This is a genomic window from Streptomyces sp. NRRL WC-3742 (assembly GCF_000720635.1).
Classification (GTDB): Bacteria; Actinomycetota; Actinomycetes; order Streptomycetales; family Streptomycetaceae; genus Kitasatospora.
Genome location: NZ_JOCF01000056.1, coordinates 16,035 through 30,423, shown reverse-complemented (window position 1 = coordinate 30,423; position 14,389 = coordinate 16,035). Strand labels below are relative to the sequence as shown.

Annotated in this window: 11 protein-coding genes; 5 read left to right on the top strand and 6 right to left on the bottom strand. The window is 75.8% G+C overall.

All coding sequences use genetic code 11. The annotated features are described in order from the left end of the window. Positions 1 to 72: 72 nt before the first annotated feature. Entirely contained in the window at positions 73 to 1,068 is a 996-nt protein-coding gene (locus IH61_RS0127535; protein WP_031074574.1) for a zinc-dependent alcohol dehydrogenase family protein, read from the bottom strand. A gap of 120 nt (positions 1,069 to 1,188) precedes the next feature. On the opposite strand from IH61_RS0127535, the gene IH61_RS0127530 reads away from it, so the two are divergent. After that, a complete protein-coding gene (locus IH61_RS0127530; RefSeq protein ID WP_031074572.1) occupies positions 1,189 to 2,214 on the top strand; it encodes a phosphotransferase family protein in 1,026 nt (341 codons plus the stop codon). Positions 2,215 to 2,286: 72 nt separating this feature from the next. Here the strand turns inward: IH61_RS0127530 and IH61_RS0127525 are convergent, their stop codons facing one another. Next, positions 2,287 to 3,303 carry an AraC family transcriptional regulator gene (locus tag IH61_RS0127525; protein ID WP_031074570.1) on the bottom strand — a complete coding sequence of 339 codons (1,017 nt, stop codon included), beginning with the start codon at positions 3,301 to 3,303 and terminating at the stop codon, positions 2,287 to 2,289. A 156-nt stretch (positions 3,304 to 3,459) separates the two neighbouring features. Between IH61_RS0127525 and IH61_RS0127520 the strand changes: the two genes are divergently transcribed. After that, positions 3,460 to 4,002 (top strand): DUF1772 domain-containing protein, encoded by a 543-nt coding sequence (locus IH61_RS0127520; RefSeq protein WP_234327355.1) that lies wholly within the window; start codon positions 3,460 to 3,462, stop codon positions 4,000 to 4,002. A gap of 9 nt (positions 4,003 to 4,011) precedes the next feature. Here the strand turns inward: IH61_RS0127520 and IH61_RS0127515 are convergent, their stop codons facing one another. Together IH61_RS0127515 and IH61_RS48890 are read right to left on the bottom strand one after the other, a co-directional pair. Beyond that, positions 4,012 to 4,698, bottom strand: a complete 687-nt coding sequence (locus IH61_RS0127515) for a polysaccharide deacetylase family protein (RefSeq protein ID WP_051838119.1) — start codon at positions 4,696 to 4,698, stop codon at positions 4,012 to 4,014. Between the two features lie 214 nt (positions 4,699 to 4,912). After that, positions 4,913 to 5,158 (bottom strand): DUF1772 domain-containing protein, encoded by a 246-nt coding sequence (locus IH61_RS48890; RefSeq protein WP_051838116.1) that lies wholly within the window; start codon positions 5,156 to 5,158, stop codon positions 4,913 to 4,915. A 499-nt stretch (positions 5,159 to 5,657) separates the two neighbouring features. Here IH61_RS48890 and IH61_RS0127505 point away from each other — a divergent pair, with 499 nt between their 5' ends. Genes IH61_RS0127505 through IH61_RS0127495 form a run of 3 tightly spaced genes read left to right on the top strand, consistent with a single transcriptional unit; the run spans position 5,658 to position 9,532 of the window. Continuing rightward, the gene (locus IH61_RS0127505; RefSeq protein ID WP_031074566.1) at positions 5,658 to 7,013 is read left to right on the top strand and encodes a hypothetical protein; all 1,356 of its coding nucleotides are present in this window, start codon (positions 5,658 to 5,660) and stop codon (positions 7,011 to 7,013) included. 57 nt (positions 7,014 to 7,070) lie between these two features. Further along, positions 7,071 to 8,300 (top strand): AAA family ATPase, encoded by a 1,230-nt coding sequence (locus tag IH61_RS0127500; protein WP_031074564.1) that lies wholly within the window; start codon positions 7,071 to 7,073, stop codon positions 8,298 to 8,300. Next, positions 8,297 to 9,532, top strand: a complete 1,236-nt coding sequence (locus IH61_RS0127495; RefSeq protein WP_031074561.1) for a DUF2201 family putative metallopeptidase — start codon at positions 8,297 to 8,299, stop codon at positions 9,530 to 9,532. Before IH61_RS0127500 ends, IH61_RS0127495 begins: the two co-directional genes overlap by 4 nt. 104 nt (positions 9,533 to 9,636) lie before the next feature. On the opposite strand, the gene IH61_RS0127490 is transcribed toward IH61_RS0127495, so the two are convergent. Both IH61_RS0127490 and IH61_RS0127485 read right to left on the bottom strand, forming a co-directional pair. After that, positions 9,637 to 12,432 (bottom strand): condensation domain-containing protein, encoded by a 2,796-nt coding sequence (locus IH61_RS0127490; RefSeq protein WP_031074559.1) that lies wholly within the window; start codon positions 12,430 to 12,432, stop codon positions 9,637 to 9,639. After that, complete coding sequence (locus tag IH61_RS0127485; RefSeq protein WP_063763280.1) at positions 12,429 to 14,363, bottom strand: non-ribosomal peptide synthetase; 1,935 nt, start codon at positions 14,361 to 14,363, stop codon at positions 12,429 to 12,431. The genes IH61_RS0127490 and IH61_RS0127485 overlap by 4 nt, the downstream gene beginning before the upstream one ends. Positions 14,364 to 14,389 lie beyond the last annotated feature (26 nt).

Sequence of the window (14,389 nt, the reverse complement as noted above, 5' to 3'; positions counted from 1 at the left end):
CTACTTCCGTAGTCCCGGGGCTCGTGCGTGCGGCCCTGATCCCGCTCCACCCGGGCCGGATGCGGGACGGTGTCAGTCCGTCACGCTGAGGACGATCTTGCCGACCTGGGCGCCCGCCTCCAGGTAGCGGTGCGCCTCGACCACCGCGTCCAGGCCGTCGAACACGCGGTCGATCACCGGTGCGAAGCCGCCGTCCGCCAGCCCCGCCGTCACGAACGTGTGGGCGCGGCGCAGGCGTTCGGCGTCGTGGGTCACCTCGTGCATGGAGTAGAAGCGGCTGAGCACCGAGGCGAAGGTGTCCTGGCCGGGGAGCGGGGTGTCGGTGGGGTCGAGGCGGCCGTAGACGATGAGGCGGCCGCCGGGGGTGACGGTGCGGGCGAGGGTGAGGACGCCGGGGCCGGCGACGGGGTCGAAGACGGTGCGTACGCCCCGGCCGTCGGTGGCGTCGAGGACGGATTGCACGAGGTCCTCCTCGCCGGTGACGACGACGTGGGCGGCGCCGGCGTCCAGCAGGTGCTGCTTCTTGGCGGCGGTGCGCGTCGTGGCGATCGGGACCGCCCCGAGGCGGCTCGCGGTGCGGATCGCGGCGAGGCCGACGCCGGAGGCCGCGGCCGTGATCAGCACGAAGTCGCCCGGGCGTAGATACCCGTCCTCGGCGAGGGCACCGTACGCGGTGAGGTACGGCATCCAGACGGCCGCGCCCTCGGCCGGGGTGAGCCCCGCCGGGTGGTGGACGACGGCGCCGGCCGGGACGAGCACGTGGGTGCCGTACGTGCCGTAGTCGTTCTGCGAGAACGCGGGGACGACGTCGACCCGGTCGCCGACCGCGAAGCCCGCGACGCCCTCGCCGACCGCCTCGACGGTGCCGGACGCCTCGTACCCGAGGGTGGCGGGCAGCTTCGGCTGCTCGAGGTAGAGCCCGGCACGGAACAACGCCTCGGCCCGGTTGAGGCCGATCGCCGCGACGCGCAGCCGCAGTTCGCCGGGGCCGGGTTCCGGGAGCCCGACGGGGCGGACGGTGAGGACCTCCGGCCCTCCGACGGTCTCGAAGACGACGCTCCTGGGCATGGCGCAACTCCCCTGCTGCGAACTGCTGCTGTCGGATCGGACGGGCACCACACAACCCCTCGCCCGGCGCTCTGTCAAATTTCGACGATCGTCGAAATACCCTGCCGTAGGGTGGCGCCCATGATCGACGACAACGGGGAGACCGCGCCGGAGTGGGGCGCCACGCGCCGCTGGGTGGAGGGCCTGCTCGCCCCCGGCGAGCGGATAGGCACCGTACGGACGCTGCGGGGCGGGTGGACCTCGGTGATGCGCCGCCTGGACGTGGAGAGCGAGGTCGGCGAGGGCCGCAGCCTGGTGCTGCGCTCCTTCGTCAAGCCGTTCTACCTGCGCCACGCCGAGGGCCTGCTCAACCGCGAGGCCGAGATCCTGCGCCTGCTCGCCCCCGGGCCCGTCCCGGCCGCGCGGGTGTACGCCGTCGACGCGACGGCCGAGCACTGCGACCACCCCTCGCTGGTGATGTCGCTGCTGCCGGGCACCGTCCGGCTGGCCGAGGACGGGGCGGGCGAAGGCGGCTCGGTTGAGGGTGGCTCAGCCAGGGGCGGCGAGGTCGAGCACCGGATCGGGCTGCTGGCACGGCAGTTGGCCACCGTGCACGCCGTGACGCCGCCGCAGGATCAGCGCCCCCGCGCCTGGCAGGCGTGGACGGCGCCCGAGCGCGTGGCGGTGCCCGGGCACACCGCGCGGCCCGAGCTGTGGGCGCGGGCCATCGCCGCGATCGACCGCGAGGCACCCGCGCACCGGCCCTGCTTCCTGCACCGCGACTTCCACCCGGGCAATGTGCTGTTCACCGGCTCGGGCGCGGACACCCGGATCAGCGGGGTCGTCGACTGGGTCGAGACCTCCTGGGGCCCGGCGGACCTGGACGTCGCCCACTGCTCCACCGCGCTGGCGCTGCTGCACGGCGTGGAGGCCGGGATGTCCCTGGCCGACCGCTACCGCGAGGCCGGCGGCCTGCTGAGCCCCGAACCCGGCGACCACCTGTACTGGCGCCTGCTGGACGCGCTCGCCTTCGCCCCGGACGCCGAGAAGGTCGCCGTCCCCTGGCGCGAACTCGGCCGCGAGGACCTGACGCCGGCCGTACTCACCGGCCGCCTGGAGGACTACCTCCAGGCGCTCTTCGACCGGTTCGACCGGTTCGGACGGTAGTTCAGCAGTTCAGCCCGCTCAGCCCGCTCAGCCCGCTCAGCCCGCTCAGCCCGCTCAGCCCGCTCAGCCCGCTCAGCCCGCCAGGATCACCGTACGCGGAACGGATGCCGCGCCCGCCTCCAGCGGACGGGCCGGGGCCTGCCCGGACGCCGCCAGGCGGCGGTGCTCCTGCGGACTGAGGCCGCGCACCCGCTTGAACGCGGCCGAGAGCGCGAAAGCGTTGCTGTAGCCGACCCTGCGGGCGGCGGAGGCGATGGTGCAGTCCGGCTCGCGCAGCAGGTCGGCGGCCAGCGCCAGTCGCCAGCCCGCGAGGTAGGCCATGGGCGGCTCGCCGACCAGGGCGGTGAAGCGCCGGGCGAGGCCCGCCCGGGAGACGCCGACCCGGTGGGCCAGGTCGGCGACCGTCCAGGCGGCGGCCGGGTCGTCGTGCATCAGCCGCAGGACGGGCCCGACCACCGGATCGTGCTGGGCGCGGTACCAGGCGGGGGCGCCGGAGTCGGGGGCGGCGAGCCAGGAGCGCAGGACGGAGACCACCAGCAGGTCCAGGATGCGGTCGAGGACGAGCTCCTGCGCCGGTTCGTCGCGGCCGAGTTCGGCGGCGAGCAGCCGCACCAGGGTGTCGTCCGCGCCGGTGCCGGCCGGGCGGACCAGCAGGGTCGGCAGGAAGCCGAGCAGCCGCTGGCCGATCTCGTGCTCGGCCTGGTAGGTGCCGGACAGGAGGACGGAAGCGTGCTCGTCGGCCTCGCTGCCGTCGCCCCAGGTGCGCACGCCGAGCGAGAGCGAGGCGGAGACGTCCTCGCCGTCGCGGCTGCAGACCTGCCCGGGGCCGACGACCACGTCGACCGGGGTGGCCGGGTCGTCGGCGACGGTGTACGGCTGCGGGCCGCGCACGATCGCCACGTCTCCGGGGCGCAGCAGCAGCGGGGATCCGTGCTCGGGCAGGATCCAGGTGTCGCCGCGCACGGGTGTGACCACCGACAGGGGCGCCCCGTCCTCGATCCGCAGGGCCCACGGCGGGGTCAGGACCGAGCGCAGCAGGAAGGCGCCGCGGGCCTTGGGGCCGTCGAGGAGTCCGGTGAGCGTGTCCACCGGCCCAGTGTAACGACGGTGATCGACGCCGATCGGCGGCAGTCGGCGGCGATCGGCGGTGATCGGGACAGACGTAAATGACGGAGCATCAGTTGACGGTCCGTCATTTGAGGGACTCTTGAGCGGCGGGGCTGGCCCGGCGGCCGCCGATGCCCGATGATCGACCGCGAACCGATCCGCGCGACCACCCGGGGGCACCCGATCATGGAACTGGCACGCACGCTCGCCCTGGTGGCGGCCACCGTCACCTGCGGCCTGTCCGCCGGACTGTTCTACGCCTACTCCTGCTCGGTGATGCCCGCCCTGGCCGGGGCCGGGGACCGGACGTTCGTCGAGGTCATGCAGCGGATCAACGTCGCGATCCTGAACGGCTGGTTCTTCCTCGGCTTCGTCGGCGCGCTGCTGACCACCGCCGTGGCCGTGGCCCTGCACCTGCCCTCCGAGGGCCACCGGGCGCTCGGGCCGACCGCCGCCGCCCTCGTCCTGTACGTCGCGGTGATCGGCGTGACCCGGGCCGTCAACATCCCCCTCAACGACGCGCTCGCCGCCGCGGGCGAACCGTCGCTGATCGCCGATCCGGCGCAGGTGCGGGCCGGGTTCGAGGCACGGTGGGTGCGCTCCAATCTGCTGCGCACCCTGCTCAGCACCGGCGCCCTGGCCTGCCTGGTGTGGGCGCTGGTGCTGAACGGGCAGAGCTGAGACCGGAGTTCAGCGGCAGAGGACGCCGAAGGTGTAGCCGCGCGCCTTGAGGGTGGAGATGATCGTCGGCAGCGCGTCCACGGTCTGGCCGCGGTTCCCGCCGCCGTCGTGCATCAGGATCACCGAGCCCGGTCGGACGTTGCGCAGCACCCGCGACTCGATCGCCCCCGTGCCGGGGCGGGCCCAGTCCTGCGGGTCCACCGACCAGAGCACGACCTGCTTGCCGAGGGCCGCCGCCCGCGAGCGCACGGTGGAGTTGAGGCTGCCGTAGGGCGGGCGCAGGCAGGAGGGGGTGCGGCCGGTCTGCGCGCGGATGGCCTTGTCGGTCCTGGTCACCTGGGAGGTGACGGCGGAGGCGGAGAGCCGGCTCAGGTCCGGGTGGGACCAGGAATGGTTCTGCACGCTGTGGCCCTGCCGGGCGACCTGGCTGGTGACGGAGGGGTGGGCACTGACCTCCTGCCCGACCTCGAAGAAGGTCGCCTGCACGCCGTAACGGGCCAGCACGTTCAGGACCTTGGGCGTGTAGGCGGTGCTCGGGCCGTCGTCGAAGGTGAGGTAGACCACCTTCGATCCCGCCGCGTCCGCCTCCGCGACGGGCACCGCGACGACGGCACCGGCGGTCAGGGCGACGACGAGTGCGCCGATCGCGGTGCGGAACCTGCCGGCCGCCCTGCGCCTGCCGATTCGTAAGGCCATGGCCAACCCCCTGTGGTCGGTGACTCCCGGCACCTCCCGGTTGTTCCGGGCATGTCCGGATACGGCCAGTGTGCGCGCCGAGGGCCCCGCGCGGCGAGGGACTGCGGGTCGGTTGGGCGTTGATTCGGCCAATCAGAACGGGAGTTGGCGGGAGCTGAAGGAACAGCGGGCCCCCGGCGTGCACCGGGAGCCCGACGGCGGTTCAGCGAGTGGTTCAGCGGGTGGCGCGGCCGTGCAGGACCAGCGCCCGGGCCAGCGCGCCCAGACCCGCCGTACACAGCGCCGTCCGCAGCATGTTCGTCGCCACCCACGTCCCCGCGAACTTCTCCCGCACGGCGGCGAGGTCGTGGATGTGAGCCGGATCTCCGGCCGCCGCAAGGTCGTTGTTCAGCGGCACGTTCACCCCCATCGTCACCAGCAGCGCCACCGCGTACAGCAGCGTCGCCGCCCCCGCCCACACGGTCGTCCCCCGCCGCCAACCCCGGCATCACCGACACGTCGAACGCGAAGAACAACCCCGCCATCAACCCCATCGCGATCGTCGCCCCCACCAGCACCGGACCGGCGGCCCGACTCCCCGAAGCGGCGGTGTCGGCTGCGGGGGCGGCCGGCGGCGGTGCGGTGCTGTGCGACCCCGGGGTCGCGCTCTGGTTCCAGGTCATCGGCGGTCCTTCGATTCTCCCCGGCCCGCGTCGGGCGCGGGCCCTGCGGTCAACTGGCCTGAACGGCAGGCCCCCTGGGCGGCGGCGGCCAGGGCAGGACGCACCCGGACACAGCGGCTCCGCCGACTACCACAGCACGGCCTCCACCGCGCGGGCCAGCGGCTTCGACCACCTCTCCAGCGGGCCTCCAGAGGCGAATCGGCCTGGCGGACGGGCCACGGTTGTGGTTATGCTCCCGGCGATGAAGACTCACGCTCTCCACAGATCGGAGGTCCCGTCCACGCAAGGTGAGTGCTGATGAGCACTCCCGCCCTGGACGGGTACACCTCCCACCTCTCCCTCTGGCGCCGGGTGCGCGACTACGCCGTACCGCCGGAGATGATCGAGACCGCCACCGCCCGCCGCCTCGTCGGCGACTGGGCCGGGGCGTGTTCCGCCTCCCGCGTCGACGTGGAGTTCCGGCTCCGGGACGTCGCACGCGCCCACGGCCGGGACCTCACCCACCGCGTACGGGACGACCTGCGCCGCCTGGCGCCGGACCTGCTGCGCTGGCACCTGCCCAGAACGGCCCCGGACGGGCTGCTGCGGGCGGGCCTGACCGTGCCGCTGGTCCGCTACCCGGGCGAACGGCCGCTCACCCTGGTGGTCCGAACTCCCCCCGCCTGGGCGGAGTTCGGCCAGCGGATCAGCCTGGCGCTCTGGGGCGGCTCGCCCTCCGGCGCACCCCCGCTCCCGCACCCGCTCCCGCATCCGCATCCGCACCCCAGTCGGCGCTTCCGCCTCGACCTGCACCGGCACCTGTGGGACGCCGGGCGCAGCGGGGAGCTGGCACTGCGGGCCGGGCGCGGGGACCCGGCGGCGGACTCCGACCCGGTCAACCTGCGCCCCGCCGTGGACCGTTGGGCCGCCGAGGCTTCGCTGCTGCTGCGTGCCGAGGGCAGGCCCGCCGGGCCGGTCGTGGTGCGACTCGGCGGGCACCGTCGGCTGCTGATCGACCCGGGCGGCGACGCCGAGCCGGTCGAGGCCACCGGTGACGTGAAGGCGCTGCCGCTGCTGCCGGAGGCCGCGACCTGGGTGCCGCCGGATCTGGACCTGCTGCGCTGCGGCGTGCTCGGTCCCGATCTCCTGCACCCGCTGGTGGCCGCCGCGCTGGCGCCGTCGGAACACCCCTCGGCCGGGCCGGTCGGGCCGGTCGGGCCGGTCGGGCCGCAACTCCCGCCCACCCACCGGCTGGTGGACTGCCGGGGAGCCGTGCACCGGATCGCCGTGGTCGACGGGGCGCTCACCCCGCTCGACCACGATCCGGTCCAACTGCGGCGCGAGCGGCTGCTGTCGGCGCTCTCCGGCACCCCGCTGCCCTGCCTGCGGGCCGTCGAACAGGCGCACCGGCGTCCCTCGGAGCTCACCGACATCCGCGAACGGCTCCGCCACGGCGACCACGCCGGGGCGCTCGTCCAGGTCGAAGCCCTGCTCGGCGCGCGGGCACGGCTGCCCGAGGGCCCACTGCGGGCGGAGCTGGACGCGATCGCGAATCGACGCGTCACGTACGGGCTCTACCGCAGCGGCCTGGTCGCTCCGGGGTGCCCCGGTTTCCCCTTCCGCCGGCGCCCGACGGGCCACCGCTCCCACCCGCGCGAGACCACCGGGCGCTGAGCCCGACACCTTCCCACTCCACACGACTTCACGAGGTGATGACGCATGCCCATGCCCATGCCCACGTCCACGCCCACGCCCACGTCCACTCCCCCCGCCGCCCGGCTCGACGTCGCCGCCCGGCTGCTCGGCCTCCTCGGTGACACCAGCACCGAGCCGCGCTCCGACGACCAGTTGGAGGCGCTGACCCTCGCCGTCGCCGCCGACCTGCCCGTCCTGCTCTGGGGCGAGCCCGGCATCGGCAAGACCGCCGCGCTCCACCAGCTCGCCGCCGCCCTGGAGTTGCCGCTGACGACGGTGATCGCGAGCGTCCACGAGCCCTCCGACTTCGCCGGACTGCCGATCATCGGCGACGACCCGGCGCAGCAGGGCGTCCCGCTGGCGCCACCGGACTGGGCGGTGCGCCTGGTCCGGGCCGGGCGGGGCCTGCTGTTCCTCGACGAGCTGTCCACCGCGCCGCCCGCCGTGCAGGCGGCGCTGCTGCGGCTCGTCCTGGAGCGACGCATCGGTGCGCTCCAACTGCCTCCGGGCGTACGGATCGTGGCCGCCGCCAACCCGCGCTCCTCGGCGGCCGACGGGTGGGAGCTGAGCCCGCCGCTGGCGAACCGGTTCGTGCACCTGCAATGGGCGCACGACCCCGAGGTGGTGGTGCGGGGCCTCGGCGGCGTCTGGCCGGTGGCGACGCTGCCTCGGCTGGACCCGCAGGCGCTGGAGCCGGCGGTGGCGCTGGCCCGGCGGGCGGTGTGCGGACTGCTGGCCGCCCGCCCGGAGCTGGTGCACCGGCTGCCCACCACCGAGACCCGGCGCGGCGGGGCCTGGCCCTCCCCGCGCAGCTGGGACATGACCCTGCGGCTGACGGCCTTCGCCACGGCCGCGGGCTCCTCCCGGGAGGTGCTGTCGCTGCTGGTCCGCGGCACGGTCGGGGACGGCCCGGGGCTGGAGCTGATGGCATACCTGGACCGGATGGACCTGCCCGACCCGGAGGACCTGCTCGCCGACCCCTGCGCCGCCGTCCTGCCCGAGCGCGGCGACCTGCGGCAGGTGGTGCTGGACGCGGTGGTGGCCGCCGTGCGCCACCGGCCGGAGCGGGAACGCTGGGACGCGGCCTGGGAGCTGCTGGCCCGGGCGCTGCGCACGGGCGCGCCCGACCTGCTGGTCGTCCCGGCGACCACGCTCGCCTCGCTGCGGCAGGAGGACTGGGAGGTGCCGGAGTCGATCGAGCACCTGGCCTCGACGCTGGCGATCTCCCGGCGGGCGGATGCCGTCACGGCGAAGGGGCGCGGATGACCACCGCCGCCGCCCCGTCCGGCCTGGACCTCGAGAAGCTGTACGCGGCCCGGCTGCACGCGACCCGCGCGCGGCCGTACCTGGCGACGGCCCTGTTCGCGCTGCACGTGGTCGAGTCGCGCCGGGTGCCGACCATGGCCGTCGACCCGTACTGGCGCTGCTACGCCTCCCCCGCCTTCGTCGCCCGCACCCCGATCGAGGAACTGGCTTCGGTGTGGGTGCACGAGGTGTCCCACCTGCTGCGTGACCACCACGGGCGCGGCGACCGCCTGGCGAAGCGCCTCGGCGAGGACGGCCCGGCCTGGCGACTGCGCGTCAACATCGCCGCCGACTGCGAGATCAACGACGACGCGTACGGCGACGGCCTGATCACCCCCGAGGGAGCGGTCGAAGCCGCCCTGCTGAACCTGCCGGCGGGCTGGCTCATGGAGGACTACGTGCGGAGCGTGCACGTCAACCCGCACGACCCGCGTGTGGCCTGGCTGGACTGCGGCGCCGGCGCCGACGGGCTCCCCCGCCCCTGGGAGCTCGGCCCGGACGGCGGCCACGGCCTGAGCCCGCAGGAGCGGGACGCCGTCCGCTTCCGCGTCGCCGAGGGCATCCGGGCCCGGCCCGGCGACACCCCGAAGGGCTGGCGCCGCTGGGCCGAGGACGCCCTGCACCCGCCGCAGCCGTGGCGCGAGCTGCTCGGCGCCGCGCTGCGCTCCGCGCTGGCCTCGGGCGGCGCGGGCGACGACTACAGCTACGGCCGCCCGGCGCGCCGCTCGGCCTCGCTGCCCGGAGTGGTCCTGCCGAGCCTGCGGCGGCGCCCGCCCCGGGTGGCGGTGGTGGTGGACACCTCGGGGTCGGTCTCGGACGCGGAGCTGGGCAGCGCCCTGCTGGAGGTGGCGGCGATCGGCAAGGCGGTGGGCGGGCGCCGCGACCAGGTGTCGGTGCTCTCCTGCGACGCTGCGGCGCAGGCCGTGCAGCAACTGTGCCGGGCCGAGGGCATCGAACTCGTCGGGGGCGGCGGCACCGACCTGCGGACGGGTTTCACGGCCGCCCTGCGAGCCCGGCCCGCGCCGGACGTCGTGGTCGTGCTGACGGACGGCCAGACGCGGTGGCCGACGGCGGCGCCGCCGTGCCGGACGGTGGTCGGCCTCTTCTCCCGGCACGCGCAGGTACGGGAGTGGGACCCGGACTACCGCCCGGACCAGCCACCGGGGTGGGCGCGGGTGGTCACCATCGGGTGATGGCGCAGCGCCTCACTGCACGACCCCCGCCACTACATCCGTAGTGCCACTACGTGCGTAGTGACACTACGGATGTAGTGGCGGGGGCAACCGGAGGGCTCGGGTCAGCTCACCATGGCGGCCAGGACGGCCCGCCAGTCCTCGCCCGGTTCGGGGTGCAGCAGGTCAGCGAGGGTTTCGGCACGGTAGTGCCAGGGGCGGCTCAACTCCGGGTCGGCGTCCGGGCCGAGGGTGACGGTGCTGGCGGAGCCGAGCAACTGGACGAGTTCGGCGGTGAACTCCGGCCAGGTGACGTGGCCGCCGACCGCGTTGACGACGCGCCCGGCGGAGGGGTGTCCCGCCGTGGCGCAGCCCGCGAGCGCGCGGGCGAGGGCGGCGGCGTGCACCCAGGCCGCCCAGGAGGGTGCCTCCGGGAGGATGATCGGTTCACCGGCGAGCGCGGCCTGGTAGAGCGCGCCGGTGGATCCCCAGCGCAGCTGGTCGCGCAGGCGGTGGTGCGGGCCCCAGACGATGGGCGCGCGCACGGCGGTGACCGGGCCCCGGCCGGCGGCTTCGAACAGCAGCCGTTCGCAGTCCAGCTTGGCCTGCCCGTACGGACTGACGGCCGCGCCGACGGGCCCGCCCTCGGGGACGTCGGTGGCGGCCGGGCGGCCGTAGGCGTCGATGCTGCTGACGAAGACGAACGGGCCCCGGCCGCGCCAGCCGTCGAGGAGGGCGCTCATGGCGGCACGGTCGGTGTCGTGGTCGGTGAAGGTGCAGGCGGCGTGGATCACGGCGTCGGCGCCCTCGACGGCGCGGCGCAGGCTGTCCGGGTCGGCGAGGTCGCCCTCGGCGAGGTCGGCGCCGTGCAGGGCGGGCAGGTGGGCGGATTCGGGGCGGACCAGGGCGCGGACGGGCCGGCCCTGGGCCATGAGTTCCTGGAGGACCGCCGCGCCGACCCCGCCGGTGGCGCCGGTCACCAGGACGGTGCCGGTGCGGCGCACGGACCCGACGCTGCGGGGCCGGGCGGCGCGGCGTTCCTCGGCGCGGGTGGCGAGGAGGGCGGCGAGGGCGCGCGGGGTGCGCTGTTCGAGGATGTCGAGGCCCGTCAGCGGGAGGCCGAGGGCCGTGCGCAGCCGTTCGGCGAGCTGGACGGCGACCAGGGAGTGGCCGCCGAGGACGAAGAAGTCGCCGTCGGCGGGCGGGGTGGCGCCGAGCAGGTCGCCGAAGGCCGTGCGGACGGCTTCGAGCAGGCCGGGGTCCGCCCGTTCCACGGCGGCCCCGGGGAGGTGTCCGTGGTCGAGGCCGCCGTCCGGGTGGCGCGGCAGGCGGTCCACCAGGGTGACGGCGTACGGGAGTTGATCGGCCGAGACGCGCCCGCGCAGCGCGGCCCGCAGGTCGGTGCCGCTGGGCGCGACGGGGCCGCGCACCACGACGTAGGCGAGGGGCGGCCCGTCGCCGGCCTCGACCACGGATGCCTCGGCCACCCTCGGATCGGCCAGCAGGGCTTCGACGACCGGGTCCCGGAGGGCCGTCGGGGCGAGGCGCTCGCCGGGCAGGTCGCTCAACCGCCGGTCCCCGTCCTCGGCCACGGCGGTCAGCAGCGCGGCGAAGCCCTCGAGCAGCCGGGCGGCCGTGGCTTCGTCCAGCGCGTCCCGGTCGCGCTGGAGCAGGCAGCGCGGCTGCGGCCCGTCCTCCAGCAGCAGCGCGATCCCGAACTTGGCGAGCCCCAGGTCGAGTTCGACGCTCTCGGCCGCGAGCCCAGGGAGGGTGAGCGGGGCCGGGGCCTGGACGAGGTCGCAGCTGACGGACAGCAGCGGGGTGCCGTCGGCGCCCCGGGCGGCGGTGCCGAGGCGCTCGACGACCAGGTCGAAGGGCACGTCGTGGTGCTGCTGGGCGTCCAGCAGGGCGGCCCTGGCCCGGCTCAGGACCTCGGTGAAGGCGGGGTCGCCCGCCAGGTCGGCCCGGACGGCGAGGGTGTTGACGGCCAGGCCGACCGTGCGGCGCAGTGCGGGCCGGGCCCGGTGGCCGCTGGCGCAGGCCAGGGTGAGGTCGTCCTCGCCGGTGGCGGTGCGCAGGGTGGCGAAGGCTGCGGCGAGGAGGACGGCGTAGAGGGTGGCGCCGTGCCGGGCGCCGAGGCGGCGCAGGCCCTCGACGGTGCCCGGGCCGAGCGGGGCGGTGTGCAGGGCGGCGCGGCGTTCGCGCGCCCCCGGCGGGACGGGACGCAGCAGCGGGAGCGGGCGGGCGCCGGCCAGGTGGCGGGCGCGGGCGTCGGCGGCGGCGGTGAGTTCGGCGTCGCGGGCGCGCTCCTCCCGGGCGTAGGTGGTGTACGGCAGTGCGGGCGCCGGGAGTTGGGGATCCGATCCGTCGCGGGCGGCGGCGTAGAGGGCGGCGAGGTCCTCGGCGAGAACGGGCAGCGAGCCGCCGTCGACGGCGATGTGATGGATCGTCAGGATCAGCGTGTGGTCCTCCTCCGCGTGCCGGAGCAGCAGCGTCCGCAGCACGGGCCCCGCCGTGAGGTCGAACGGCCGGGAAGCCTCCGCCTCGAGCCGGGCCGCCGACGCCTCGGCCGCGACCTCCTCGATCACCAGTTCCACCGGGGCCGCCGGGTCGACCTGCTGGTAGGGCTGTTCGCCCCGCTGCGGGTAGCGGGTCCGCAGGGCGGCGTGCCGTTCGGTGAGGGCGGTGAGCGCGACGGCGAGGGCGCCGGAGTCGAGCGGACCGCGCAGCCGGGTGGCGAGCGGCACGTTGTAGAGGGCGCCGCCCTGCCCGAGGCGGTCCATGAGCCACATCCGCTGCTGGGCGTGGGAGAGCGGCGCAGGGCCGCCGTCGCCGCCGGGGCGCGGCGCGGCGGGGCTGACGGGGCTGACGGGGCGGCTGCGGGCGCGGCGCAGCAGGTCGCTCTGGTCGACGATGCTCATCGGGCGGCCTCCTCTCCGGCCGAACCCGCGTCCGAACCGGCGCCCGAACCGGCGTCCGGCACAGCGCCGTGCGCGGCAAGCAGGGCCTGTTCGAGCAGGTCGGCCTGGGCGGCGACGGTGGGGTGGCCGAGGAAGTCGGCGAGGGAGAGTTCGGCGCCGAGGTCCTCGCGCAGGTCGTCGACGATCCACATGGCGAGCAGGGAGTGGCCGCCTTCGGTGAGGAAGTCGGCGGCCGGGTCGGTGACGGGTCGGCCGAGGGCGCGGGCCCAGGCGTCGGCGACGACCTGCTGGATCGGGGTGAGGTCGGCGGTGGCGCCCGCCTCCACGGGATCGGCCGTCGAGGCGGCGAGGGCCTTGCGGTCGACCTTGCCGCTGCCGTTGAGCGGCAGTTCGTCGAGAACCGCCCAAGCGGTGGGCACCAGGTGGGCGGGCAGCTGCGCGGCGAGCCGCTCGCGCAGGGTGGCGACCGAGGGGCGGTGGCCCTCGGCGAGGACGACGCAGGCGGTGAGGGCCGCGTCGGGTGCGCCGGGATGGCGGACGACCACGGCGGCCTCCGCGACCTCGGGGTGGCGCAGCAGCGCCTGTTCGACCTCACCGGGCTCGATCCGGAAGCCGCGCACCTTGACCTGGTCGTCGGTGCGGCCCTGGAACTCCAGTGCGCCGTCGGGCCGTTGGCGTACGACGTCGCCGCTGCGGTAGGCCCGGCCGGTGCCGGGCAGCTCACGGAAGCGTTCGGCGGTGAGCTCGGGCCGGTTGAGGTAGCCCTGCGCGACGCGGGCGCCGGCGATCCACAGTTCGCCGTTCTCCCCGGGGGCCACGGGCTCCTGGCGCTCGTCGAGAACGAGGGCGCGGGCGCCGCCGAAGGGCCGGCCGATGGGGACGGGCGTCTCGCCGGTGCAGTCGGCGGCGGTGATGCGGTGCAGGGTGGTGAAGGTGGTGGCCTCGGTGGGGCCGTAGACGTTGTACAGCTCCAGCCAGGGGAACGCCCGCAGCACGGCCCCGGCGTATTCGGGCGAGAGGGCTTCGCCGCCGACGGCGAGGGTGCGCAGCACGCCGAAGACGCGGGACTGCCGGGCGGCGAGGTGGTGGAAGAGGGCGGTGGTGAGGAACAGGGTGGTGACGCCGTACCGTTCGACGTCGCGGACCAGGTCCTCGGCGGTGGGCCGGTCGGCCGAGGCGACGGCGACGGCGGCGCCGTGGGCGAGCGGGGCCCACAGTTCGAAGGTGGTGGCGTCGAAGCCGAGGGCGGAGTGGCACAGCACCCGGTCGCGGGGGCCGAGGGCGAGGGCGTCGGGGGCGGTGACCAGGTCGGTGACGGCGCTGTGCGGGACGAGGACGCCCTTGGGTCGGCCGGTGGAGCCGGAGGTGTAGAAGACGAGCGCGGGCCCGTCGGCACGGGCGGCGTCGGGGGCGGCTCCCCAGGCGGAGTCGCCGTCGTGCTCGCCGAGGACGAGGGTGCGTTCGGCGGGCAGGCCCGTCTCGGCGAGCAGGGCCTTGTCACCGAGGACGAGCCGCGCTCCGGCGTCCTCGACGGTCTCGGCGAGGCGCGGGCGCGGGTAGGCCGGGTCGAGCGGGACGACGTGGCCGCCGGCGCGCCAGACGGCGAGCTGGGCGACGGCCAGGCGGGCGGCGCGGGCGCACAGCAGGCCGACGGCGTGGCCGGGGCCGACGCCCCGGGCGGCGAGGACGGAGGCCAACCGGCCTGCGGACTCGTGGAGTTCGCGGTAGGTGACGGCGGTGGTGCCGTCGAGGAGGGCGAGGGCGTCCGGGGTCCGCTCGGCGTGGCGGGCGATCAGTTCGGGGACGGTCAGGACGGGCTGAGCGGGCTGAGCGGGCTGAGCGGGCTCAACGGGCTGAGCGGTCAGGACGGGCTCAACGGTCTGGACTGGCTGGACGGTCTGGGCGGTGGTGGGCGCGGGCAGGGCGCTCATCGGGGGTTCCCTTCCGGGCGCCCCGG